At 68.5% G+C, this 21,291-nt stretch carries 22 protein-coding genes; 14 read left to right on the top strand and 8 right to left on the bottom strand.

The genetic code is table 11. The annotated features are described in order from the left end of the window. The first annotated feature begins 12 nt into the window (after positions 1–12). The 3 genes from pyrE to L324_RS14065 all read left to right on the top strand — a co-directional run bounded on the left by pyrE (position 13) and on the right by L324_RS14065 (position 1,755). Positions 13–576 (top strand): orotate phosphoribosyltransferase, encoded by a 564-nt coding sequence (pyrE, locus tag L324_RS14075; RefSeq protein WP_016338130.1) that lies wholly within the window; start codon positions 13–15, stop codon positions 574–576. Between the two features lie 118 nt (positions 577–694). Further along, entirely contained in the window at positions 695–1,087 is a 393-nt protein-coding gene (locus L324_RS14070; protein ID WP_037307205.1) for a DUF2784 domain-containing protein, read from the top strand. 14 nt (positions 1,088–1,101) lie between these two features. Next, on the top strand, positions 1,102–1,755 hold the full coding sequence (locus L324_RS14065) for a TrmH family RNA methyltransferase (RefSeq protein ID WP_037307203.1): 654 nt from the start codon (positions 1,102–1,104) through the stop codon (positions 1,753–1,755). 10 nt (positions 1,756–1,765) lie between these two features. Here L324_RS14065 and L324_RS14060 read toward each other — a convergent pair whose 3' ends face one another. Continuing rightward, positions 1,766–3,910: a molybdopterin-dependent oxidoreductase gene (locus L324_RS14060; protein ID WP_037307201.1), complete on the bottom strand. Its 2,145-nt coding sequence runs from the start codon at positions 3,908–3,910 to the stop codon at positions 1,766–1,768. Between the two features lie 73 nt (positions 3,911–3,983). On the opposite strand from L324_RS14060, the gene L324_RS14055 reads away from it, so the two are divergent. Next, the gene (locus tag L324_RS14055; protein WP_037307199.1) at positions 3,984–5,009 is read left to right on the top strand and encodes a glycoside hydrolase family 76 protein; all 1,026 of its coding nucleotides are present in this window, start codon (positions 3,984–3,986) and stop codon (positions 5,007–5,009) included. 59 nt (positions 5,010–5,068) lie between these two features. On the opposite strand, the gene L324_RS14050 is transcribed toward L324_RS14055, so the two are convergent. The 3 genes from L324_RS14050 to L324_RS14040 all read right to left on the bottom strand — a co-directional run bounded on the left by L324_RS14050 (position 5,069) and on the right by L324_RS14040 (position 7,642). After that, on the bottom strand, positions 5,069–5,602 hold the full coding sequence (locus L324_RS14050) for a GNAT family N-acetyltransferase (protein ID WP_037307197.1): 534 nt from the start codon (positions 5,600–5,602) through the stop codon (positions 5,069–5,071). Positions 5,603–5,649: 47 nt separating this feature from the next. Next, a complete protein-coding gene (locus L324_RS14045) occupies positions 5,650–6,519 on the bottom strand; it encodes a LacI family DNA-binding transcriptional regulator (RefSeq protein ID WP_037307195.1) in 870 nt (289 codons plus the stop codon). Positions 6,520–6,607: 88 nt separating this feature from the next. Continuing rightward, positions 6,608–7,642 (bottom strand): LacI family DNA-binding transcriptional regulator, encoded by a 1,035-nt coding sequence (locus L324_RS14040; RefSeq protein WP_037307193.1) that lies wholly within the window; start codon positions 7,640–7,642, stop codon positions 6,608–6,610. A gap of 113 nt (positions 7,643–7,755) precedes the next feature. Between L324_RS14040 and L324_RS14035 the strand changes: the two genes are divergently transcribed. The 7 genes from L324_RS14035 to L324_RS14005 all read left to right on the top strand — a co-directional run bounded on the left by L324_RS14035 (position 7,756) and on the right by L324_RS14005 (position 13,425). Continuing rightward, positions 7,756–8,772 carry a substrate-binding domain-containing protein gene (locus L324_RS14035; protein ID WP_037307191.1) on the top strand — a complete coding sequence of 339 codons (1,017 nt, stop codon included), beginning with the start codon at positions 7,756–7,758 and terminating at the stop codon, positions 8,770–8,772. Further along, positions 8,769–9,758: an ABC transporter permease gene (locus tag L324_RS14030; RefSeq protein WP_037307189.1), complete on the top strand. Its 990-nt coding sequence runs from the start codon at positions 8,769–8,771 to the stop codon at positions 9,756–9,758. Before L324_RS14035 ends, L324_RS14030 begins: the two co-directional genes overlap by 4 nt. Further along, positions 9,755–10,561, top strand: coding sequence for an ATP-binding cassette domain-containing protein (locus L324_RS14025; protein ID WP_037307187.1), 807 nt, complete (start codon positions 9,755–9,757; stop codon positions 10,559–10,561). Before L324_RS14030 ends, L324_RS14025 begins: the two co-directional genes overlap by 4 nt. A gap of 9 nt (positions 10,562–10,570) precedes the next feature. Then, the gene (locus tag L324_RS14020; RefSeq protein WP_081736337.1) at positions 10,571–11,440 is read left to right on the top strand and encodes a PfkB family carbohydrate kinase; all 870 of its coding nucleotides are present in this window, start codon (positions 10,571–10,573) and stop codon (positions 11,438–11,440) included. Continuing rightward, positions 11,437–12,084 carry a nucleoside/nucleotide kinase family protein gene (locus tag L324_RS14015; RefSeq protein WP_037307183.1) on the top strand — a complete coding sequence of 216 codons (648 nt, stop codon included), beginning with the start codon at positions 11,437–11,439 and terminating at the stop codon, positions 12,082–12,084. The genes L324_RS14020 and L324_RS14015 overlap by 4 nt, the downstream gene beginning before the upstream one ends. Next, the gene (locus L324_RS14010; protein WP_037307181.1) at positions 12,081–12,827 is read left to right on the top strand and encodes an SDR family oxidoreductase; all 747 of its coding nucleotides are present in this window, start codon (positions 12,081–12,083) and stop codon (positions 12,825–12,827) included. Before L324_RS14015 ends, L324_RS14010 begins: the two co-directional genes overlap by 4 nt. A 184-nt stretch (positions 12,828–13,011) precedes the next feature. After that, positions 13,012–13,425: a VOC family protein gene (locus tag L324_RS14005; protein WP_037307179.1), complete on the top strand. Its 414-nt coding sequence runs from the start codon at positions 13,012–13,014 to the stop codon at positions 13,423–13,425. Here the strand turns inward: L324_RS14005 and L324_RS14000 are convergent. From L324_RS14000 to L324_RS13990, 3 genes are all read right to left on the bottom strand, one after another. After that, positions 13,422–14,090, bottom strand: a complete 669-nt coding sequence (locus tag L324_RS14000) for a DedA family protein (RefSeq protein ID WP_037307177.1) — start codon at positions 14,088–14,090, stop codon at positions 13,422–13,424. The two genes, L324_RS14005 and L324_RS14000, sit on opposite strands and share 4 nt — an antisense overlap. Positions 14,091–14,237: 147 nt before the next feature. Further along, positions 14,238–16,508, bottom strand: coding sequence for an MFS transporter (locus L324_RS13995; protein ID WP_037307175.1), 2,271 nt, complete (start codon positions 16,506–16,508; stop codon positions 14,238–14,240). Between the two features lie 4 nt (positions 16,509–16,512). Then, entirely contained in the window at positions 16,513–17,031 is a 519-nt protein-coding gene (locus L324_RS13990; RefSeq protein ID WP_037307546.1) for a MarR family winged helix-turn-helix transcriptional regulator, read from the bottom strand. A gap of 234 nt (positions 17,032–17,265) precedes the next feature. Between L324_RS13990 and L324_RS13985 the strand changes: the two genes are divergently transcribed. Further along, positions 17,266–17,700 carry a PPOX class F420-dependent oxidoreductase gene (locus L324_RS13985; protein ID WP_037307173.1) on the top strand — a complete coding sequence of 145 codons (435 nt, stop codon included), beginning with the start codon at positions 17,266–17,268 and terminating at the stop codon, positions 17,698–17,700. Between the two features lie 14 nt (positions 17,701–17,714). On the opposite strand, the gene L324_RS13980 is transcribed toward L324_RS13985, so the two are convergent. Continuing rightward, entirely contained in the window at positions 17,715–18,242 is a 528-nt protein-coding gene (locus tag L324_RS13980; RefSeq protein WP_037307170.1) for a TetR/AcrR family transcriptional regulator, read from the bottom strand. A 91-nt stretch (positions 18,243–18,333) separates the two neighbouring features. Between L324_RS13980 and L324_RS13975 the strand changes: the two genes are divergently transcribed. Together L324_RS13975 and L324_RS13970 are read left to right on the top strand one after the other, a co-directional pair. Beyond that, a complete protein-coding gene (locus tag L324_RS13975; protein ID WP_037307168.1) occupies positions 18,334–19,821 on the top strand; it encodes an MFS transporter in 1,488 nt (495 codons plus the stop codon). A gap of 15 nt (positions 19,822–19,836) precedes the next feature. Continuing rightward, entirely contained in the window at positions 19,837–21,225 is a 1,389-nt protein-coding gene (locus tag L324_RS13970) for an FAD-binding oxidoreductase (protein ID WP_037307167.1), read from the top strand. The last annotated feature ends 66 nt before the right edge of the window (positions 21,226–21,291 follow it).

Below are 21,291 nucleotides of genomic sequence, written 5' to 3'. Positions count from 1 at the left end.
AGACTCTCGGCCGTGGCGTACCCCGGGGTTGATCAAGCGGCGAAACTCGAACTGGCCAGACTGGTCGGCGAACTGGCCGTCGTGCACGGCAAGGTGACGTTGTCTTCCGGCAAGGAAGCCGACTACTACATCGATCTTCGGCGGGCGACGCTGCATCACGCGGCCGCGCCGCTCATCGGGAAGCTGCTCCGCCAGCTCACTCACGACTGGGACTACGTCGCCGCCGGCGGCCTGACCCTCGGCGCGGACCCGGTGGCGCTGGCGATGCTGCACTCCGCGGCCACCGACGGCGTCGTGCTCGACGCGTTCGTGGTCCGCAAGGCCGTCAAGGAGCACGGCATGCAGCGCCGGATCGAAGGCGTCGAGGTGCTGGGACAGCGTGTGCTGGCCGTCGAGGACACCTCGACCACCGGCGGCAGCGTGCTCACCGCCGTCGAGGCGCTGCGCGAGGCCGGCGCGAACGTGGTCGGCGTCGCGACAGTCGTCGACAGGGACACCGGAGCGCGCGAGGCCATCGAGAAGGAAGGCCTCGAATACCGTTACATTCTGAACAAGGACGATCTCGGACTGTCCTGACTAAAACGTCCCGAACGGGGCATCCTCCGTGCGAACGGAGGATGCCCCGTTTTTTCGTGAGCGTTTCTCAATACGAGAGGGGTAACGTCGCTGGTAGGGGTGTGAAAGGGGGCTTGAGGTGGCGGGTTTCCTGGCGAACGTGACAGTCGCGGTGCACATTTTCGCGCTGCTGTTCATCGGATTCGGTGGTTTTCTCGCGTGGCGGTGGCCGAAGGTGATCTTCGTGCATGTGTTCTTCGCCGCATGGGGTGTTCTCGTCAACGTCTTCCCCTGGCCATGTCCGCTGACGGCGGCGGAGAACTACTTCCGCCACCTGCAGGGCCTCGGCGACCTGCCCGGCGGCTTCAACGCCTACTACCTCTACGACACGGTGTTCCCGCGCTCGACGCTGCCGCTGGTCGTCGTGATCGCGATGGCGACCGTGATCGTCTCCTACGTCGGCACGGTCCAGCGCTGGCGGCACCGCGACCACGACGGCGACGCACCGGCGCACCGCGTCAGCATGGGCTGAGTGACAATCACCCGGTGACTGAGGAAGAGGCCGGCCCCACCGAATGGGTGGCGCGGGAAGAGGTCGGCGTCGGCCCGTGGGAGGGTGAGTGGCCCGCGGACGAGCGGTACGACCCCGAACTGCTGGCCAACGGGGACCGCCGCAACGTCGTCGACCAGTACCGCTACTGGCGGCGAGAGGCCATCGTGTCCGATGTGGACGGCCGACGGCACCCGTTCCACGTCGCGATCGAGAACTTCCAGCACGATCACAACATCGGCACCGTTGTCCGGACGGCGAACGCGTTCGCCGCGGCCGCCGTGCACATCGTCGGACGGCGGCGCTGGAACCGGCGCGGCGCCATGGTGACCGACCGCTACCAGCACCTTCTCCACCACGAAGACGTCTCCGGGCTGCTGACCTTCGCCGCCGCCGAGGGACTCGCCGTGGTCGCCGTCGACAACACGCCCGGGTCGCAGCCCATCGAGACCGCCGAACTGCCGCGCGAGTGCGTCCTGCTCTTCGGCCAGGAGGGGCCGGGGCTGTCGGCCGAGGCGCAGAAGGCGGCGTCGCTGGTCGTCTCGATCGCGCAGTTCGGCACGACGCGCTCGATCAACGCCGGTGTCGCCGCCGGGATCGTCATGCACGCCTGGGTCCGGCAGCACGCCGACCTCACCCAGGCCTGGTGACCCACGCGGGCTAAACCGGGGCGACGTCCACCGGGATCCCGTTCAGGACGGCGTTGCCGGACGGGACGTCGAGCAGGGTCTCGTCGGCGACCAGGTTCGAGTTGACGCCGGCGTGCGCCGTGGCGACCTTCGTGCGCGTCCCGTCGAGGTCGTGCCCCCAGCCGTGCGGCATGCTCACCACCCCGGGCCGGACGTCGGCCGTGACCTCCACCGGCGCTTCGAGCTTCCCCGCTCGCGAAGTCACCGACGCGAGCCCGCCGTCGGTCAGCCCGAGCCGCGAGGCGTCTTCCGGGTGAACCTGGACCGTGCACCGGTTCCCGCCGCGTACCAGCGGCGTCAGGTTGTGCATCCACGAGTTGTTCGAACTCAGATGCCGCCGCCCGATCAGCAGCAACCCGCCGTCCGGCGTCTTGTCCAGCTCCGCGCGCAGCCGCGGGACGTCCTTCGTGATCGCGTCCGGGGCCAGCTCGACCTTCCCGCTCGCGGTGGCGAGCACGTCGGGCAGCCGCGGCTTCAGCGCGCCGAGGTCGATGCCGTGCGGGGCGGCTTCGAGGTCGGCCAGCTTCAGCCCGTACGGCCCGCCGCGCAGCATCAGGTCGATCATCCGCGCCGGGCCCGTGCGGCCCTCCGCGAGCGCGAGGTCGACGCCGGTGCGGCGGGCGGTCTCGGCCGCGACCATCGTGTCGAACGCGGCGACGTCGACGTCCGGGCCCTGACCGGCGGCGATCCCGGCCATCCGCAGCAGGGTCACCCACTCCTGCGGCATCTCCGTCTCGAGCGTCCGCGGCGTCCAGTTCGCGACGTTGCGCACGGCGAGCGCGTACAGCGCGACGTCGTAGTGCGGCCGCTCCAGCGGTGACGGTCCGGGCAGGATGACGTCGGCGTGCCGGGTGGTCTCGTTGAGGTACACATCGAGGGAGACCATGAAGTCCAGTTGCCCCAGCGCTTCGCTGAGCCGCGCGGAGTTGGGCGTGCTCAGCGCCGGATTGCCGCTGATCGTCACCAGCGCGCGGACCTGCCCCTCACCGGGCGTATCGATCTCGTCCGCGAGCGTGGCCACCGGCAGCTCGCCGAGCACTTCGGGGTACCCGCGCACCCGGCTCGTCCACCGGCCGCTGGTGAACGGCGACGACCGCCGCGGCCGCCAGAGGGCGGGCAGGGGGAACAGCACGCCGCCCTCGCGGTCGAGATTGCCGGTGAGCGTGTTGACGACGTCGACCAGCCAGCTCGCGACGGTGCCGTACGACTGGGTCGTGGTCCCCATCCGGCCGTAGACCGCGGCCCGTTCGGCGTCCGCGAGGTCGAGCGCGATCCGGCGGATCTCGGCCGCGTCGAGGCCGGTCGCCGGCGCGACCGCCTCCGGGGTGAACGGCTCCGCGAGCGCGCGGACCTCGTCGACGCCGGTGACATGCTCTGCGAGCCGTCCGAGGTCGACCCGGTTCTCCGCGAACAGGACGTTGACCAGCGCGAACAGGAACAACGCGTCGGTGCCGGGCCGGATCGCGTGATGTTCGTCGGCGAGCTGGGCCGTCCGGGTGCGGCGCGGATCGAGGACGACGACCTTTCCGCCGCGTTTCCGGATGCCCCGCAGCCTGCCGCGGACGTCGGCCGCGGTCATCAGGCTTCCGTTGGACACCAACGGGTTCGCCCCGAGGATGAGCAGATGCCCGGTGCGGTCGAGGTCGGCGACGGGAATGGCCTGCGGATCGCCGAACAGGTAGCCGGACGAGAAGTGCTTCGGCATCTGGTCGACCGTGGTCGCGGTGTAGAAGTTCCTGGTGCCCAAGGCTTTGAAGAACACGCGGCCGTAGAGGACGAGTGCCGCGTTGTGCACCGTCGGATTGCCGGAGTAGACCGCGACGGCGTTCTTGCCGTGCCGGTCGATGATCGGCCGCAGCCGCCTGTCGATCTCGGCGAAGGCCTCGTCCCAGGTGACCTCGACGAACTCGCCGTCGCGTTTGACCAGCGGCGCGGTGAGCCTGTCCGGGTCGTGGTGCAGCGCGCCGAGCGAGGCGCCCTTCGGGCAGATGTATCCCTGCGAGAAGACGTCCTCGCGGTCGCCCTGGACCCGGGTGACCAGGCTCTTCTCGTCGAAAGTCACCTCCAGGCCGCAGGTGGCTTCGCAGAGGGGGCAGGTCACATGCGCCGTGGTCATGAGGCACCTCGCGGGTTCGGGGATCACCTCAACATACTGAGCGGTATGTCAGCGGGCAAGGGATGATGGCGCGATGAGTGCGGACAGACCTCTCGCCGAACGGGCCGCGACCGCCGAGCGCGCGATCCGCGACCGGCATCTGCGCCGGGTGTGGGGACTGCCGGGGACCGTGCTCGGCCGCAGCGGCTGGCCGCCCTCGGCCGATCAGCGCGTCCACTGGCATTGGAACTACTGGTGGCAGGCGCATCTGCTGGACACCCTCGTCGACGCGCAACTGCGGGATCCTTCACCGGATCGACTGAAGCTGATCGACCGGTTCGTGGCCTCCCTGCGGCTGCGCAACTTCGGCAAGTGGATCAACGACTACTACGACGACATCGCCTGGCTCGGCCTCGCGCTGCAACGCGTCGGCCACCTCGGCCTGGACGTCCGTGGCGGGCTGGAAGCGATCAGTTCGCGGCTGCGTGAAGGCTGGACCGACGACGCGGGCGGCGGGATCTGGTGGCGCGTCGGCGACCAGTTCAAGAACGCGCCCGCGAACGGCCCCGCCGCGATCTTCCATGCCCGCGAAGGGGCGACGCAGCACGCGCGCGGCCTGACCGACTGGATGACCGAGCGGCTCGTCGATCCGGCGACCGGGCTGGTGTGGGACGGTCTGCGCGTCGACTCCGGGGAGATGGTCAAGCATATTTTCACGTACTGCCAAGGAGTCTACCTCGGTGCCTGCCTGGAACTGTCCGAAATGGACAGAGTGGAGCGGACGATCCACGCGGTCGCGGAGCATGTCGCGCCGAACGGGGTGATCCGGGGACAGGAAGGCGGCGACGGTGGCCTGTTCGCCGGGATCCTGGCGCGGTACCTGGCGCTCGCGGCGCCGCAGCTGCCGAGCGGAGTGGCGCGCGATCTGGTCCTCCGGTCGGCCGAAGCCTGCTGGACCGGAGCCACCGCGACGCCGCACGGGCCGCTCTTCAGCGCCGACTGGGCGACTCCGGCGCCTTCGCTGCCCCTCGCCCCCGACGCTCCCGAGCGCGACCTGTCCGTCCAGATCAGCGCCTGGATGCTCCTCGAGGCCGCCGCCACCCTCGACCACCGCATTTAGCCCTCTGAATGCGTGGGCCCCAGACCCCCGACGTCGCGTTTAGCCCGCTAAACGCGACGTCACCAGACGTCGCCCGAGCGCCAATCCGCGGTGATCTCCCCGTCCAGATCCAAGGTGACCCCCACCGGCAGCACATGGATCGACCCGTCGTCCTCCTTCGTCGGCTCCACGCCCGAAGGCGTCATGGCCGACGAAGGGCCGCGCCACAGCAGCCAGCCGCGCGACGCGTAGAACTCCAGGGCGTCTTCGGACGCCGAAAGCGCACCGAGGTCGTACGCCTTGCGCACGACCCGCTCCAGCGCGTCCATCATCGCGGCGCCATGACCGCGCCGCCGATGATCGGAGCGGACGGCGACCGCCTCGACGTACCCCGTCCGGAGCGCCCGGCCCTCGTGCACGAGCCGTCGCTGGACCAGTGACGCGTGCCCGATCAGCTCGCCGCCCTCCCAGATCAGCGTATGCATGCCGCCGAGGGCGTTCTCCCAGTCGTCGTCGCTGAAATCACCGTCGAAGGCGTCGTCGAGCAGGGCGCGCGCCGCTTCCAGCACGGCGGCGTCGAGGTCGGCGGTGTGCACGGTCCACAGCTCGGTCATTCCGCCATCATCACCCGGCGGCGGGCTTCTCACCAGCGAGTTGTGACTCAGCAGCCGCAGGACTGGCGGTGTATGAAGCGCGGTGCGAGCCGTACGGATTCGGGCCGTCGCTCAGGGTCGGTGATCCGGGCCAGCAGGAGTTCGACGGCCTTGCGCCCGATCTCTTCGATCGGCTGCGCCATCGTGGTCACCGCCGGGGTCACCTGCCCGGCCCACTCCATGTCGCCGTAGCCGACGATCGCGAGGTCGCGCCCGATCCGGATGCCGAGCCGGTGCGCCTCGTACTGGACGCCGATCATCATCGCCTCGCTCGCCACCACCAGCGCTGTCGGCGACGGCCAGCTGTCGAGCAGTTTCGCGGTCGCGGCGGCCGCCCCGCCCGGGGTCGACTGCCCGCACGCGACCAGCTGCGACGTCCACCGGATGCCGGAGCGGCCGAGGCCGAGCCGGTAGCCCAGCGCCCGCTCCTCGTAGGTGGTCATACCCTCTTCGCCCGAGATGAAGCCGATCTTGCGGTGCCTCAGCCCGGCGAGATGCCGCACGAGCGCGCAGACCGCCTGGATGTTCTCGGAGCCGACCTGGTCGACGTCGTTGCGTCCGGCCATCCGGTCGACGAGCACGGTCGGTACGCCCATCCGGACCAGTCCGTTGATCACCGCGTCGTCGCCCGCCGCCGGGACGAGCAGGACGCCGTCGACGCGGTCGGCGCGCAGCGCGCGGATGACCGCGGCTTCGTTGGCGACGCTGTCACCGGTGTCGGCGAGGGTGATCTCGCAGCCGTGACGGCGTGCGGCGCGGCGGATGGCGCGGATGAGTTCACCCGAATAGGGGTTCGCGTGCATCGCCATGGCCACCCCGAACCGGTGGGTGACTGGAGTGTCCTCCCACAGGGGTAACGCCGGGGACAATGCGGTCATCGATCCACGCCTTCATCCGAGCTTGAATGAAGGTAACGGCTGACGGTGCCCTGTTCGGCCGCAAGACCGGAAAGTCTTCCAACAATCATCAATGTGAGTGAACGTGCGCGCATCCGCAGGAAGCTCGATGGCGGAGCGTAGGCGGAATCCGGATCGTCTGGGCCTTGCGCGACGGCTCGTTGATCCTGGCGAGCAGCAGCCGCACCGCCTGGGTGCCGATCTCCTCGATCGGCTGCGCCATCGTGGTCAGCGGCGGCTCCACCAGATCGGCCCACTCGACGTCGTCGTAGACCACGACGGGCAGGTCGATCCCGGCCCGCAGGCCTCGGCGGCGCAGCTCGTGCAGCACCCCGACCATCATGCTGTCGTTGCCGACCACCAGCGCCGTCGGCGGCTCCGGCAGTGCGAGCAGCGTGCTCAGCGCCAGTGCCCCGCCCGAGCGTGACGACTGCCCGCAGGCGACCAGCTCCTCCGTCCAGGTCAGTCCCGACCGGCCGAGCCCCAGCCGGTAGCCGAGGATCCGCTCCTCGCTGGTGCTCAGCCCGGCCGCGCCGCTGATCATGCCGATCCGCTGGTGCCCGAGCGACGCCAGATGCGCGGTCAGCGCCGACGTCGATTGGATGTTCTCCGCGCCGACCTGGTCGACGTCGGTGCGCGTGGAGAGCCGGTCGATGAGCACGGTCGGGACGTCGAGCGAGACGAGTTCGCCGATCACCGAGCCGTCGCCGGGCGAGGGCGTGATCAGCAGTCCGTCGACCCTTCGGGAACGCAGCGTCCGTACCGTTTCACGCTCGGTGTCGACGGTGTCGTGCGTGTCGGCCAGTAGGACTGTGTACCCGGCCGCCGCGGCTTCGCGTTCGATCGCCTGGATGAGCACCGCGAAGTACGGATTCGCCAAGAGGGAGATCGCGACGCCGATCGACCGTGTCCCACCGGTGACCAGGGAGCGCGCGATGGCGTCACCGGTGTAGCCGGTCTGCTCGATCGCGCGGAGGACCGCGGCCTTGGTCTCCTCGGCGACCGCCCTCGTCCCGTTGACCACATGCGAAACGGTCGTGATGGAGACGCCCGCCAGTTCGGCGATGTCGCGTTGGGTGGGACGGGAGGAGCGTGACGACGGCATTACCAATCCTCGGTCAGGTCTGCTGCAAGCGTTTGCGCAAACGCTTGCGACTGAGCATAACCCTGTCTACCTTCCCGTCCATCAGGACAGCCTTGAATCGGAGGGCATCCCCCATGAGACAGCGCAGTCTCGTCGCGTTGGCACTGGCCGCCGTGCTCACGGCGACCACGGCCGGCTGCACGGTCGAACGCCACTGGGGTGGCGGGTCGAAAACCGGCGGAGGCGGCAAGGCCAAGGTCGGCCTGGTCACCAAGACCGACACCAATCCCTACTTCGTCGAGCTGAGAGCGGCCGCCAAGGCCGCCGCCGACGCGAACGGCGCGGAGTTCAGCGCCCTCGCCGGTCAGTTCGACGGTGACAACGACGGCCAGGTCCGGGCCATCGAGAACCTCATGCAGCAGGGTGCGAACACCATCCTGATCACGCCGAGTTCGTCGACCGGTGTCCTCGACGCCATCGACCGCGCCCGCAAGGCGGGGGTGCTGGTCATCGCGCTCGACACCGCGACGGAGCCGGACACCGCCGTCGACGCGACCTTCGCCACGGACAACTTCGAGGCCGGACGGCAGCAGGGCGCGTACGTCAAGGCCGCGCTCGCGGGCAAGCCGCCGAAGCTGTTCATGGTGGACGGCACCGCCGGATCCACAGTGGACACTCAGCGGCACACCGGGTTCCTCAAGGGCATCGGCCTGACCGACGCCTCGCCGGAGATCAAGGGCAAGACGCCCGCGAACGGCGACCAGAGCCTCGCCCAGCAGGGTGTGGAGAACCTGCTGCAGCGCACCACCGACATCAACGCCGTCTACACCATGAACGAGCCGATGGGCCGCGGCACCTACGCCGCGCTCCAGGCCCGTGGCCTGGTGAACCAGATCGTGATGGGCTCGATCGACGGCGGCTGCGAAGGCGTCAAGAACGTGCGCGACGGCCAGTACGCCGCCACGGTCATGCAGTTCCCCAAGAAGATGGCCGAACAGGGCGTCCTCGCCGCCATCGATTACGCCAAGACCGGCAAGAAGCCGAGCGGATTCGTCAACACCGGATCCGCGGTGATCACGGACAAGCCGATCCCCGGTGTGGAAAGCCAGGACACCAAATGGGGCCTCGAGAACTGCTGGGGGACGAAATGACGACGGCGACCCTCAAGGGCAGCGAACGACCTTCCCTCGGTGAGTTCTTCCTGCGCGCGCCCGCCGTCGGGCCCGCGCTGGCCCTGCTCGTCGCGATCGTGGTGTTCTCGCTGTCGACGGACACCTTCCTCGATCTCGACAACCTTTCCCTTGTGGTGCAACAGTCCCTGGTGGTCGGCACGCTCGCGCTCGGGCAGACACTGATCATCTTGACCGCGGGTATCGACCTGGCCAACGCTGCCGCGATGGTGCTGGCGACACTGATCATGGCGAAGCTCGTGGTCGGCGGAGTCTCCGGGATCTGGGCGCTGCTGCTGGGAATCGTGGCGACGGTGGCGATCGGGATGGTCACCGGTTCGCTGGTCACCCGGATCAAGCTGCCGCCGTTCATCGTCACCCTCGGCCTGCTGACGGTGCTCACCGCGGCCGCGAAACTGTTCGCGAGCGGCCAGGCCGTCCCGGTCGCCGACGAACTGCTCAAATGGCTCGGCACCCGCCGGTACCTGTTCGGCGGCATTCCGATCACGTACGGCATGACGCTGGCTTTGCTGATGTACCTGGGACTTTGGTACGCGCTCACGCGGACGCCGTGGGGCAAGCACGTGTACGCGGTCGGCAACGCGCCGGAATCCGCGCGGCTGTCCGGGATCAAGGTCAACCGCACCATTCTCTCGGTGTACATCGTCGCCGGGGTGATCGTCGGGATCGCCGCCTGGCAGGCGCTCGGCCGGGTGCCGAACGCCGACCCGAACGCCTTCCAGCTCGGCAACCTCGATTCCATCACCGCGGTGGTGCTCGGCGGCGCGAGCCTGTTCGGCGGCCGGGGTTCGGTACTCGGCACGATGATGGGCGCGCTGGTCGTCGCGGTACTGCGGTCCGGGCTGACCCAGCTGGGCGTGGACGCGCTCTACCAGGACGTCGCCACCGGTGCCCTGCTCATCGGCGCCGTCTGCGTCGACCGTTTCGCGAGGAGGCAGCAGTCATGACGACGCCGACGTTGTCCGCAAAGGGACTGGTCAAACGCTACGGCCGGGTCACCGCCATCGACGGTGCCGACTTCGAACTGTTCCCAGGCGAGGTGCTCGCCGTCGTCGGCGACAACGGCGCCGGGAAGTCTAGTCTCATCAAAGCCCTTTCGGGCGCGGTGATCCCGGACGCCGGAGAGATCAAAGTGGACGGTGAGACCGTCCACTTCAAGTCCCCTTTGGACGCTCGCCACTACGGAATCGAGACGGTGTACCAGGATCTCGCCGTCGCACCCGCGCTCGACATCGCGTCGAACATGTTCCTCGGCCGGGAGAAACGGCGTCAGGACATCTTCGGGAAGGTGTTCCGGAAACTGGACCGGACCGCGATGCGGAACGAGGCGCAGCGGATCCTGGACGAACTCGGGATCAACATCAAGTCCATCGCCCAGCCGGTGGAGACGTTGTCCGGTGGGCAGCGCCAGGGTGTCGCCGTCGCGCGGGCGGCCGCGTTCGGCACCAAGGCGGTGATCATGGACGAGCCCACCGCCGCGCTCGGCGTCGCCGAATCCGGCAAGGTGCTCGACCTGATCAACCGGATCCGCGAACGCGGCCTGCCGGTGGTGCTGATCAGCCACAACATGCCGCATGTGTTCGACATCGCCGACCGTATCCACGTGCACCGCCTCGGCAAGCGCGTCGCGGTCGTCTCGCCGAAGACGCACACGATGAACCAGGTCGTCGGCCTGCTCACGGGGGCGCTGAAGCTCGGCGAGAACGGCGAAGTCGAAGAGGTCGCTTCGGCCGTGCACACGGGGTTGTAGCGAGTGAGAGTGCTGCTGGCGGGCTTGTGCACCGTCGACCAGGTTCAGCGCGTCGCCGATTTCCCGGCGCCGGGCGAGAAGGTGCGTTCGCTGTCGATGGACGTCGCCGCCGGGGGGCCGGCGACGAACGCGGCGGTGACCGTGGCCGCGCTCGGCGCTCACGCGACGCTCCTGACGGTCGCCGGTGCGCATCCGCTGGCGGCACTCGCCCGCGCCGACCTCGAAGCGCACGGCGTCGACCTGGTCGACCTCGATCCCGAACGGCCCGATCCGCCCGCGATCAGCGCCATCGTCGTCCGCGAATCCGACGGGGAACGCACCGTCGTCTCGCGCAACGCCCACGCTTCCTCGCGTTTCGTCCTCTCGATGCGGTCCTTGCACGCGCAACTACCGCATTCAGAGGACGAAATGCCGGGGTGCGTCCTCCTGGACGGGCACCATCCGGAGGTCGCCCTGCCCATGGCGCGCTGGGCACGGGAGCGCGGGGTGCCGGTGGTGCTCGACGCCGGAAGCTGGAAGCCGGTCTTCGGCGAACTCCTTCCGCTGGTCGACATCGCCGCGTGCTCGTCGCTGTACCGCGGGGACGATCCCCGCGCACACGGCGTACCGGTGGTCATCACGACGGCGGGGCCGGAGCCGGTGCGCTGGTCGACGCCGGAAAAATCCGGTGCCGTCCCCGTCCCTGTCACCCGTGCGCGTGACACTCTGGGCGCGGGCGACGTCTGGCACGGAGCTTTCGCGTACGCGGTCGCCAGGGACGAAGGGGATGTCCCGGCTTGGATCGCGTTCGCCAACGAGGTGGCCGCCGAACGGGTGCGGCATGAAGGACCGAGGTCATGGACGGCCGCGGTCGCGAAGAGGGGAGAAGGACTGCCATGACAGCCACGCCATCGGTGTTCGAGGACCTGTTGAGCAGGGCTCAGACGCTGGCGAAGCCGGGACAGCGCAGCGTGCTCGGGATCATCGGCGCGCCCGCGTCCGGTAAGACGACGCTGGCCTGGGGACTGGCGAAGGCGCTGGGCACGAGGGCGGCCGTGGTCGGGATGGACGGCTTCCACCTGGCGCAGGTGGAGCTGCAGCGGCTCGGCCGCATGGAGCGCAAAGGCGCGCCGGACACCTTCGACGCCGCCGGGTACGTGCACCTGCTGCGCAGGCTCGCCGAAGGCCGCGAGACGGTCTACGCGCCCGAGTTCCGCCGTGAGATCGAGGAACCGATCGCCGGCGCCGTCGCGGTCACCCCGGACGTCCCGCTGGTCATCACCGAGGGCAACTACCTGCTCATGCAGGACGATCCGTGGAGCGGCGTGAAGCCGATCCTCGCCGAGTCGTGGTTCCTCGCGCCGGACGAACCCGAGCGCATCGAGCGGCTCGTGTCACGGCACCGCCGTTACGGCCGCTCGCTGGTCGAAGCCCGCCGCCGCGCGCTCGGTTCCGACCAGCGCAACGCCGATCTGATCGCGTCCACCAGAGACCGGGCCGATCTGGTCCTCGAGAACCTTCCCCTGGTCAACTTCGCCATATGACCGGGGTTCTCGTCGTCACGGGCGGCAGCAAGGGCATCGGCGCGGCGGTCTGCGAACTGGCCGCCGCGCGCGGTTACGACGTCGTCGTCAACTACGCGGGCGATACCGAAGCGGCCGAAGACGTCGCTTCGCGCGTCCGGAAGCACGGCGTCCGGGCGATCACCCGGCGCGGGGACGTCGCGTCCGAAGACGACGTGGTGGCCCTGTTCGACGCGGCCGTCGCGCTCGGCCCGCTCGCCGGGGTGGTCGCGAACGCGGCCATCACCGGCAACACACCCGGCCGTCTCGACGAGTACGACGTGGACGTCGTCCGCCGGGTGGTCGATGTGAACGTCACGGGCGTCTTCCTGTGCGTCCGCGAGGGCATCCGCCGGATGTCCACCCGGTACGGCGGCGCGGGCGGCGCGATCGTCACGGTGTCCTCCACCGCCGTGCGCACCGGATCGCCCGGCGAATGGGTCCATTACGCGGGAACGAAAGCCGCCGTGGAGACGATGACTTACGGCGCGGCGCAAGAGGTCGCGAAGGAATCCGTCCGGATCAACGCGGTCGCCCCCGGCATGATCCACACTGGATTGCACGCCGCGGCGGGGATGCCCGACCGGATGGACCGGATCGCCCCGACCATTCCGATGGGCCGGGCCGGTGAACCCGGCGAAGTCGCGGAAGCCGTGCTGTGGCTGCTTTCCCCGGCCGCGTCGTACACCACCGGGACGGTGCTGACCGTCAGCGGAGGGCGTTGACACCCGGGGCCACGGAGCGGTCACGAGGCGATATCGGGTCCGCGTGCGGTTCAGCCACTTTTTAACACTGTTTCCCGGCGGATATCACGATTCATGTGGGAAGTCGGCGGATCACCTCGGCGCCCCAGGCGCCTGTGTCACCCTGGTGGCGCCCCCAGCTTCTTGATCAGGACGGTCATCCCCGATGTCCAAGCTCATGTCTGTGCACCACCTGGCACTCACCGTGACCGACGTGGACCGGAGCGTGCCCTGGTACGCCCGCGTGCTCGAACTCGAGGAGTTCACGCGTCGCGAGGACCCGGAAACGGGTCTGCGGAAGGTCGTGCTGCGCTCGCCGAGCGAGGGGTTCGCGGTGGTGCTGGTCGAACACCAGGGCACCGAGCGGCCGCGGTTCGACGAACGGCGGACCGGTCTGGACCACGTGGCCTTCAAAGTCTCTTCGCGTTCGGAGTTGGCCGAGTGGGAAGCGCGCCTTTCGGAATACGGCGTCGTCTACACGCCGTCGAAGGGTTCGCGGACCCTGGAGGGTTCCTCGGTCATCGTGTTCCGCGACCCCGACGGGATCCAGCTGGAGATCTGGGCTGACCCCGAGGCCTAGGTTGTGCTCTCTTCGGTCTCTTCGGCGGGGCGCCGCATCTCCTGGCGGTAGCGGATCACGCCGTAGGCCGTACCGACCACGAAGAACGCGATGCTGACCCAGAGCGCGACAGTCTTCACCCACGGCAGTTCGTCCAGCAGGCCGGCGCCGTAGTAGCCGAGCAGCACCAGCGTCGGCACCCAGAGCAGCCCGCCCAGCGCCGTCGCGAGGGCGAACCGGCGCGGATCCATCCGCGCGGTCCCCGCGATGAGGGGCGCCAGCGTGCGGATCCACGGGATCCAGCGCGCGGCGACGATGGCGAAGAAACCCTTGCGATCCAGGAACGCCCTCGCCCGGTCGAGATTGTGCCGGTTCAGCACCTTGCCGCCGCGCCGCGCGATCAGTTTCGAGCCCGTCGACCGGCCGATGTAATACCCCACCTGGTTGCCGAGGATCGCGACGAGCAGTGCGGCGGCCGAGAGCAGCCACGCGTTCAGGTCGGAGCCGTGCTGTGCGAGGACGACCCCGGCCGCGAACAGCAGGGAGTCACCGGGCAGGAACAGCCCGATGATCAGCGCGCACTCCACGAAGATGAAGCTCAGCACGATCACCCAGACGAGCACCGGCCCGGCGGTGTCGAGCCAGCTCACGCCGATGCCCGCGGCCTCGGTGTACACCTCACTCACGACGCGAGCCTACGTGTACTCGGCGAACCTCACGCGGCCGAACCGTTGAATCGGGATGTCCGAAAGTCCCGGTCACGCCTCCCCTGAATGCCATGAAAGGTCCTTTCCTTGCGAAATTCGCAAGGAAAGGACCTTTCATCTCAGCCCTCAGGAGTGGTCGACCAGCTCGTCCAGCGCCTGGTCGTAGCTCAGCCGGACGTCGTGTTCCGCCTGGTCACCACCCAGCAGCTCCACCCGGCTGGTGGCGGGCGGGTAACCGCTCGCGATCACCGTGTACGTCCCGGCGGGCAGGTCGCTGACCGTGTAGTTGCCCTCCGCGTCGGTCCTCGCCACGGCGGCGACGCCGCCCGAGGAATCGAGCACGGTGATCCGTGCGTCCGGCACCACCCGGTCCCCGTCGGTCCTGGCGACCCCGCTCAGCAGGATCGTGCTGACCAGCTCGACGTCGTGGCGCAGCACGCCGGCGCCGGTGGCGGTCAGCGTCGCCGCGACCGGCCGGAACCAGCGGCCGCTGGCGACGATCGTGTACCGCCCGCCCACGATGCCGGCGAAGGAGTAGACGCCGTTCTCGTTCGTGTGCGTCCTGGCGACCTGGTTGCCGTTGTGGTCGATCAGGGTCAGCGCCGCACCCGCGACGTTCGTCGCGTCGTCCCGGCGGACGTGCCCGCTGATCTGCGCGGATCCCGCCCGGAACACCCCGTTGCCGTTCCCGTTGGTCAGCGCGTGCTTGCCGGGTTCGACGGGCGCGGTCACGACCGTCTTCTCGGAAGCCGTTTCGGCAGGCGCTTCTTCCTCTTCGAGGAGTGCTTCGCCGCCTTCGAGAGCCGAAGCCGCCGAAGGAGCCGAGCCGCCGAGCAGCGGGATCTCCTTCATGAACAGCAGCACCAGCGTCGCCAGCAGCGCGACCGCGCCCGCCACGTAGAACACCGTGGTGATCGACTCGGTGAAGCCGATCAGCACCGGGGTCTTGATGGCCTCGGGCAGGTTCGCGATACCGCTCGTGTTCGACTGCAGGTCGCCCAGCGCCGCGGCGCCGGGTCCGCTCGGCGGGTTGCCGCCGAACGCCTTGGTGATGTTGCCCGGCAGGACGTTGAACAGGATCGTCAGGAACACCGCGACACCCGCGGTACCACCGATCTGCCGGAAGAACGTCGCCGACGCGGTCGAGACGCCCATGTCGCTGCGCGGGCCCGCGTTCTGCACCGCGATGATCAGCGTCTGCATGCAGGCACCGAGGCCGAGACCGATGATCGCGGCCGCGACCAGCGGGTGCCACAGGTCGCTGTTGTACTCGACCTGCGCGAAGAAGAACGCGCCCGCCGCGATCAGCAGCGTGCCGACCACCGGGAACACCTTGTAGCGGCCGGTCTTGCTGGTGATCTGGCCCGAGATGATCGAACCGCTCATGATGCCCGCCATCAGCGGGATCATCAGCAGACCCGATTCGGTCGGCGAGAACTCCTGAACCACCTGCATGTACTGCGGGATCATCATGATCGCGCCGAACATCGCGACACCGACGATGATGCCGCCGATGATCGCGACCGTGAAGGTCGAGTTCTTGAACAGCCGCAGCGGGATCAGTGCCGCGTCCTTCATCAGCTTCTCGATGAAGATGAACGCCACCACGCCGATGGCGCCGATGATGTAGCAGATGATCGCGTTCTGCGAGCCCCAGCCCCACTTGTTGCCCTGCTCGGCGACGATCAGGAACGGCACCACGGCGACGACGAGCGCGAGCCCGCCCCACCAGTCGATCTTGTGGTCGTGGCGCTGGTGCGGAACGTTGAGCACGCGGGCCACGACGAACAGCGCGACGATCGCGATCGGCACGTTGATCAGGAAGACCCAGCGCCAGCCGTCGATCTGGTAGCCGAAGACGGTGCCGAGCGTGTCGAAGTCGGCGAAGAACCCGCCGAGCACCGGGCCGAGCACGGTGGAGATACCGAACACGGCGAGGAAGTAGCCCTGGTAGCGGGCGCGTTCCCGCGGCGGCACGATGTCGCCCATGATCGTCATCGCCAGTGACATCAGGCCACCGGCACCGAGGCCCTGGATCGCGCGGAACGCGGCCAGTTCGTACATCGACGTCGCGAACGCCGAGGCGATCGAGCCGATCAGGAAGATCGAGATCGCGGCGATGTAGAACGGCTTGCGCCCGTAGATGTCGGACAGCTTGCCGTAGATCGGCGTGACGATCGTCGAGGTGATCAGGTAGGCCGTGGTGATCCAGGCCTGCAGGTCGAACCCGTTGAGGTCATTCGCGATACGGACGATCGAGGTACCCACGATCGTCTGGTCGAGTGCCGCCAGGAACATGCCCGACATCAGGCCGATCAGGATCGTGACGATCTGACGGTGGCTGAGCCGGGGACCATCTTCTTGGATGGCTGGCGGACTTTCTACGGTGGTACTCATTGCTTCAGGCCCCCTTGGCCTTCGACGCCGACGCGGGGTCGGCGAACTGTGGAGATGTTTTCTCGATGTCGTCGTTCAGCCGGTGGAACAGCGAGTTGAGGGTTTCCCGGTCGGCGTCGGACCAATCGCCGAGTACCTCGGCGAGCCACTGGTTCCGCTGCTTGCGGTTCTCCTCGAAGACCCGGAGTCCTTCGGCGGTCGGTGCGAGCAGGCAGGCGCGGCCGTCCTCGGGATCGGCCAGGCGCTCGACCAGCCCGTGCTGGACGAGAGAACTCGACTGCCTGCTGATGGTCGAGATCTCGGAGTGCAGGAACTCGGCGAGCTTGCTGGTCCGCTGAGGGCCGACGTGGATGAGGCAGAAGAGGATCGCGTACGCGGCCCGCTCGATGCCGTCCGGCCCCTGCTTGGACACCTGGGACTTCGCCCGGTTGACCAGGCGCACGAGCCGCACGAGCTCGTGCCCGAGGGTGTCGGCCAGATCGAGGTCGGACTTCGACCTGGTGCCGGGTGTCGTGGGTGCCATGGTGGTCTCTCTCGCCGGTTGCTTGGTCACTGCAACTAGTTGCCTAGAGCAAGGATGTTCCTCTCAAGAGTGCTTCGCAAGGAGAAAGTGACCTTGTGTGTCGGACAACACTTTAGTTGCCGCATGCAAGCACATTTATTCGTGCATGTTTGTCCGATTCGCCCGCCTTGGGGCGCTGAGCTGGTGTTTTGGCCGCCGGGGAACAAGCTGGGCGGCCCGCGCTTTGAGGAAGTCATGACCGACTCCGCGCTCTACGCGATCCTCGCCGACCGCAACTTCGGCACCCTCGCCACCATCAAGCGCGACGGTAGGCCCCAGCTGTCGACCGTCAACTATCTCTACGACGAGGACGCCGGCGCGATCCTGATCTCGATCACCGCGCCGCGCGCGAAGACCAAGAATCTCCGGCGCGATCCGCGGGCGACCTTCCACGTGTCGACGGAGAGCGGCGACGGCTACGTCGTCGTCGAGGGTCCGGCCGTCCTGACGCCGACGGCCGCCGCCCGGGACGACGCCACCGTCGATGCCCTGGTGGATCACTACCGCCGGGCTCGCGGCGAGCATCCGGACTGGGACGAGTTCCGGGACGCCATGGTCGCCGACCAGCGTGTCCTGCTGACCATCCCGATCGAGCGCGTCTACGGCCTCCAGGCGCGTTTAGCGGGCTAAACGCGAAATGGGGGTCAGGGCTGGATGCGCGCCTTGATCTCGTCGATCCGGTCGAGCAGGGGGCTCGCGTCGTCCCGGCCGAGTGCCGACCGCAGGTAGAGCCCGTCGCCCACCAGGATGACCAGTTCGGCGGTCAGCGAGTCGCCGACGTGCGCGCTGATCAGGTCGTGGACCTTCTGGTTGTAGATCTGGACGACCTCGAAGACGCGGGGTTCGTTGAGCATGATCCGGATCGTCGCCATGGTCGTGCGGTGCAGCGGCTTGCGCTGGGTCGCGTCGGTGATGGCGGTGCGCAGGTACCACGAAACGACGCCTTCGGGAGCCGTCCGCGCCTGCTCGAGGTCCTCGTCCGAGAGCCGCGACAGCCGCTCCAGTAGGCCGTCGACCAGGGCTTCCTTGGAGCCGAAGTGGTAGAGCAGGCCGCCCTTCGACACCCCCGCGCGCGCGGCGACGGCTTCGAGTGTGACCCCGCCGGGGCCTTGCTCGATGAGGATCTCCTCGTACGAATCGAGGACGCGTTCCTTCGCGGTGGGCTTCGCCATATCAGTTGACTATACCGTCCGGACGGTTTACTTTCGAGCGGGGCGGTAACTGTACCGTCCAGACGGTTTATCTCACAGAGGAGAGTGCGCCATGGCGGGGCGCAAGCAGTGGTGGGCGTTGGCGGTACTGGTGCTTCCGGTGCTGCTGATCAGCGTGGACATGACGGTGCTCGGGTTCGCGCTGCCGTTCCTGTCCGAGGATCTGGCGCCCACCGGTGCGGAGCAGTTGTGGATCGTCGACATCTACTCGTTCATGCTCGCGGGCCTTCTGGTCCTGATGGGCACGCTCGGCGACCGCATCGGGCGCCGCAAACTGCTGCTCATGGGCGCGGCGGCGTTCGGTGCCGCGTCGGTGCTCGCGGCCTTCTCGACCAGCGCGTTCATGCTGATCATCGCCAGGGCGCTGCTCGGTGTCGGCGGTGCGACGCTGATGCCGTCGACGTTGTCGCTGATCCGCAGCATCTTCCTCGACCCCAAACAGCGCCGGATCGCGATCGGGGTCTGGAGCGCCGGGTTCTCCGGCGGGATGGCGGTCGGGCCGGTGCTCGGCGGCTGGCTGCTGGAGCACTTCTGGTGGGGTTCGGTGTTCCTCATCAACGTCCCGGTGATGCTGGTGCTGCTGGTCGTCGGACCGTTCGTGCTGCCGGAGGCGCGTGACCCGAAGCCGGGCCGCTTCGACCCGTTGTCGGCGTTGCTCTCGCTGGCCGCGATGCTGCCGGTGGTCTACGGCATCAAGCTGATCGCCGAAGACGGCTTCGGCCTGAAGGCCGCGGTCAGCATCCTGCTCGGTCTCGCGCTCGGCGTCGTGTTCGTCCGCAGGCAGAACCACCTCGACGAGCCGATGCTCGACCTGAAGCTGTTCTCGAACCGGGCCTTCAGCGCGTCCGTCGTGACGAACATGCTCGGCGTCTTCGCCATGGTCGGCCTGCTGTTCCTGGTCCCGCAGTACCTGCAGCTGGTGCTCGGCCTGACTCCGGTCGTCGCCGCGCTGTGGATGCTCCCGGCGACGGTCGCCGGGGTGGCGGGCGCGCTTCTCGCGGCCTGGCTCGCGAAGCGGATCCGGGTCTCCGTGCTGGTCAGTGGCGGTCTCCTCGTCGCCGCGGTCGGTTTCCTCGCGTTGACGCAGGTCTCGGCAGGCGGCGGGCTCGCATACGTTGTGGTGTCGTTCACGCTGCTAGGGGGCGGTGTCGCCCTGTCTGAGACGCTGACGAACGACCTGGTCGTCTCGGCCGCTCCGGCCGAGCGGGCCGGAGCCGCCTCGGCGATCTCCGAAACCGGGTTCGAGCTGGGCGGCGCGCTCGGCACGGCGATCCTGGGCAGTGTCGCGACCGCGGTCTATCGCGCCGGCCTGCCGGAGGGCACGGCCGAGTCCGCGCGGGACACGCTGGGCGGCGCTGTCGCCACCGCGCAGCAGCTCGATCCCGCTCAGGGTCAGGCGCTCCTGACGTCGGCGCGCGAGGCTTTCACCCAGGGCATGCACGTCACCGCATGGGCGGGCGTCGCTGTGCTCGTCTATACGGGTGTTCAGGCCTTCGTTCTGCTCAATCGGAAGAAAGATTCCGTAGTGCGGATCTCATGAGCCTACGATGGGGTCATGAGCAACGACGCCTTGGTCACCCACCTTCGTGAACATCTCGGCAAGGCCGCGGTGCTCACCGACTCCGACGTCACGGCCGCGTACTCGCGCGACATGATGCCGCTCGCCTCGGCGGGCAAGCCGCTCGCGGTGGTGCTGCCGTCCGATGTGGAGGGGGTGCAGGCCGTGGTCAGGGCCTGCGCGGAGTTCGAGGTGCCGATCGTGCCCCGCGGCGCCGGCAGTGGCCTGTCCGGCGCCGCGAACGCGATCGACGGCTGCGTGATGCTGGTGCTGACCAAACTCGACAAGGTCGTCGAGATCGACGCGGGCAACCGGCTCGCCGTCGTGCAGCCCGGTGTGGTGAACCTCGATTTCCGCAACGCGGTGGAGAAGCACGGCCTGTTCTATCCGCCGGACCCGTCCAGTTACGACTGGTGCACCATCGGCGGCAACCTGTCCACGAACGCCGGTGGACTGTGCTGCGTGAAGTACGGCGTCACCACGGATTCCGTACTGGGCTTGGAAGTCGTGCTCGCCGACGGGTCGATCCTGAAGACCGGGCGCCGCACGGTGAAGGGCGTCGCGGGCTACGACCTCGCGCGGCTCTTCGTGGGCAGCGAGGGCACGCTCGGCGTGATCACGCAGGCGACCGTGGCGCTGAAACCGTTGCCGCAGTTGCCTTCCACGTTCGTCGCGGGCTTCAGCAGCACGGAGGCCGCCGGGGAAGCCGTCGCGCGGGTCGTGCGCGAAGGACTGGTGCCGTCGCTGCTGGAGATCATGGACGCGACGTCCATCAAGGCCGCCGAGACCTACCTCAAGACCGACGTCGGCGCCGGATCGGATTGCAAGGCCCTGCTGCTCGCGCAATCCGACTCCGGCGGCGAGGTCGCGCGGCGGGAACTCGCGGTGCTGGAACAGATCTGCGTCGACTGCGGCGCGGATCTCGCCTACGCCACCGACGATCTCGAAGAGGGCAAGATGCTGCTGCAGGTGCGGCGGGTCGTGCTCACCGCGCTGGAGATGTACGGTGTCTGGCTGACCGACGACGTCTGCGTGCCGCGCACCCGGATCGCCGAACTCATCGCCGGCTGCGAGCGGATCAGCGAAGAGGTGGGGCTGCGGATCGCCGTGGTCGGCCACGCCGGCGACGGCAACATGCACCCGACGATCGTCTACGCGCCGGACTCCGAGGAAGAGTTCGCCCGCGCGCAGAAGGCCTTCGACGCGATTCTCGACGTCAGCCTGTCGCTGGGCGGGACGGTCACCGGTGAGCACGGCATCGGCAGGATCAAACGCGAGTGGCTCGCCAAGGAGATCGGCGAGGTCGGCCTGCGCGTGCATCGCCAGATCAAGCAGGCGCTGGACCCGGGGAACCTCTTCAACCCGGGCTCGATGTTCTCCCTCTAGATGTCATGAACGGGAGTCCTGTGCCGCGGTCTTGCGTGGCCTGGCCAAGGTCGCGACCGGGGGGGG

This window comes from Amycolatopsis orientalis DSM 40040 = KCTC 9412 (genome assembly GCF_000478275.1).
In the GTDB taxonomy this organism is placed as follows: domain Bacteria; phylum Actinomycetota; class Actinomycetes; order Mycobacteriales; family Pseudonocardiaceae; genus Amycolatopsis; species Amycolatopsis orientalis.
Note: the sequence above shows the minus strand (reverse complement) of the source record. Positions and strands in the feature narration are given on the sequence as shown.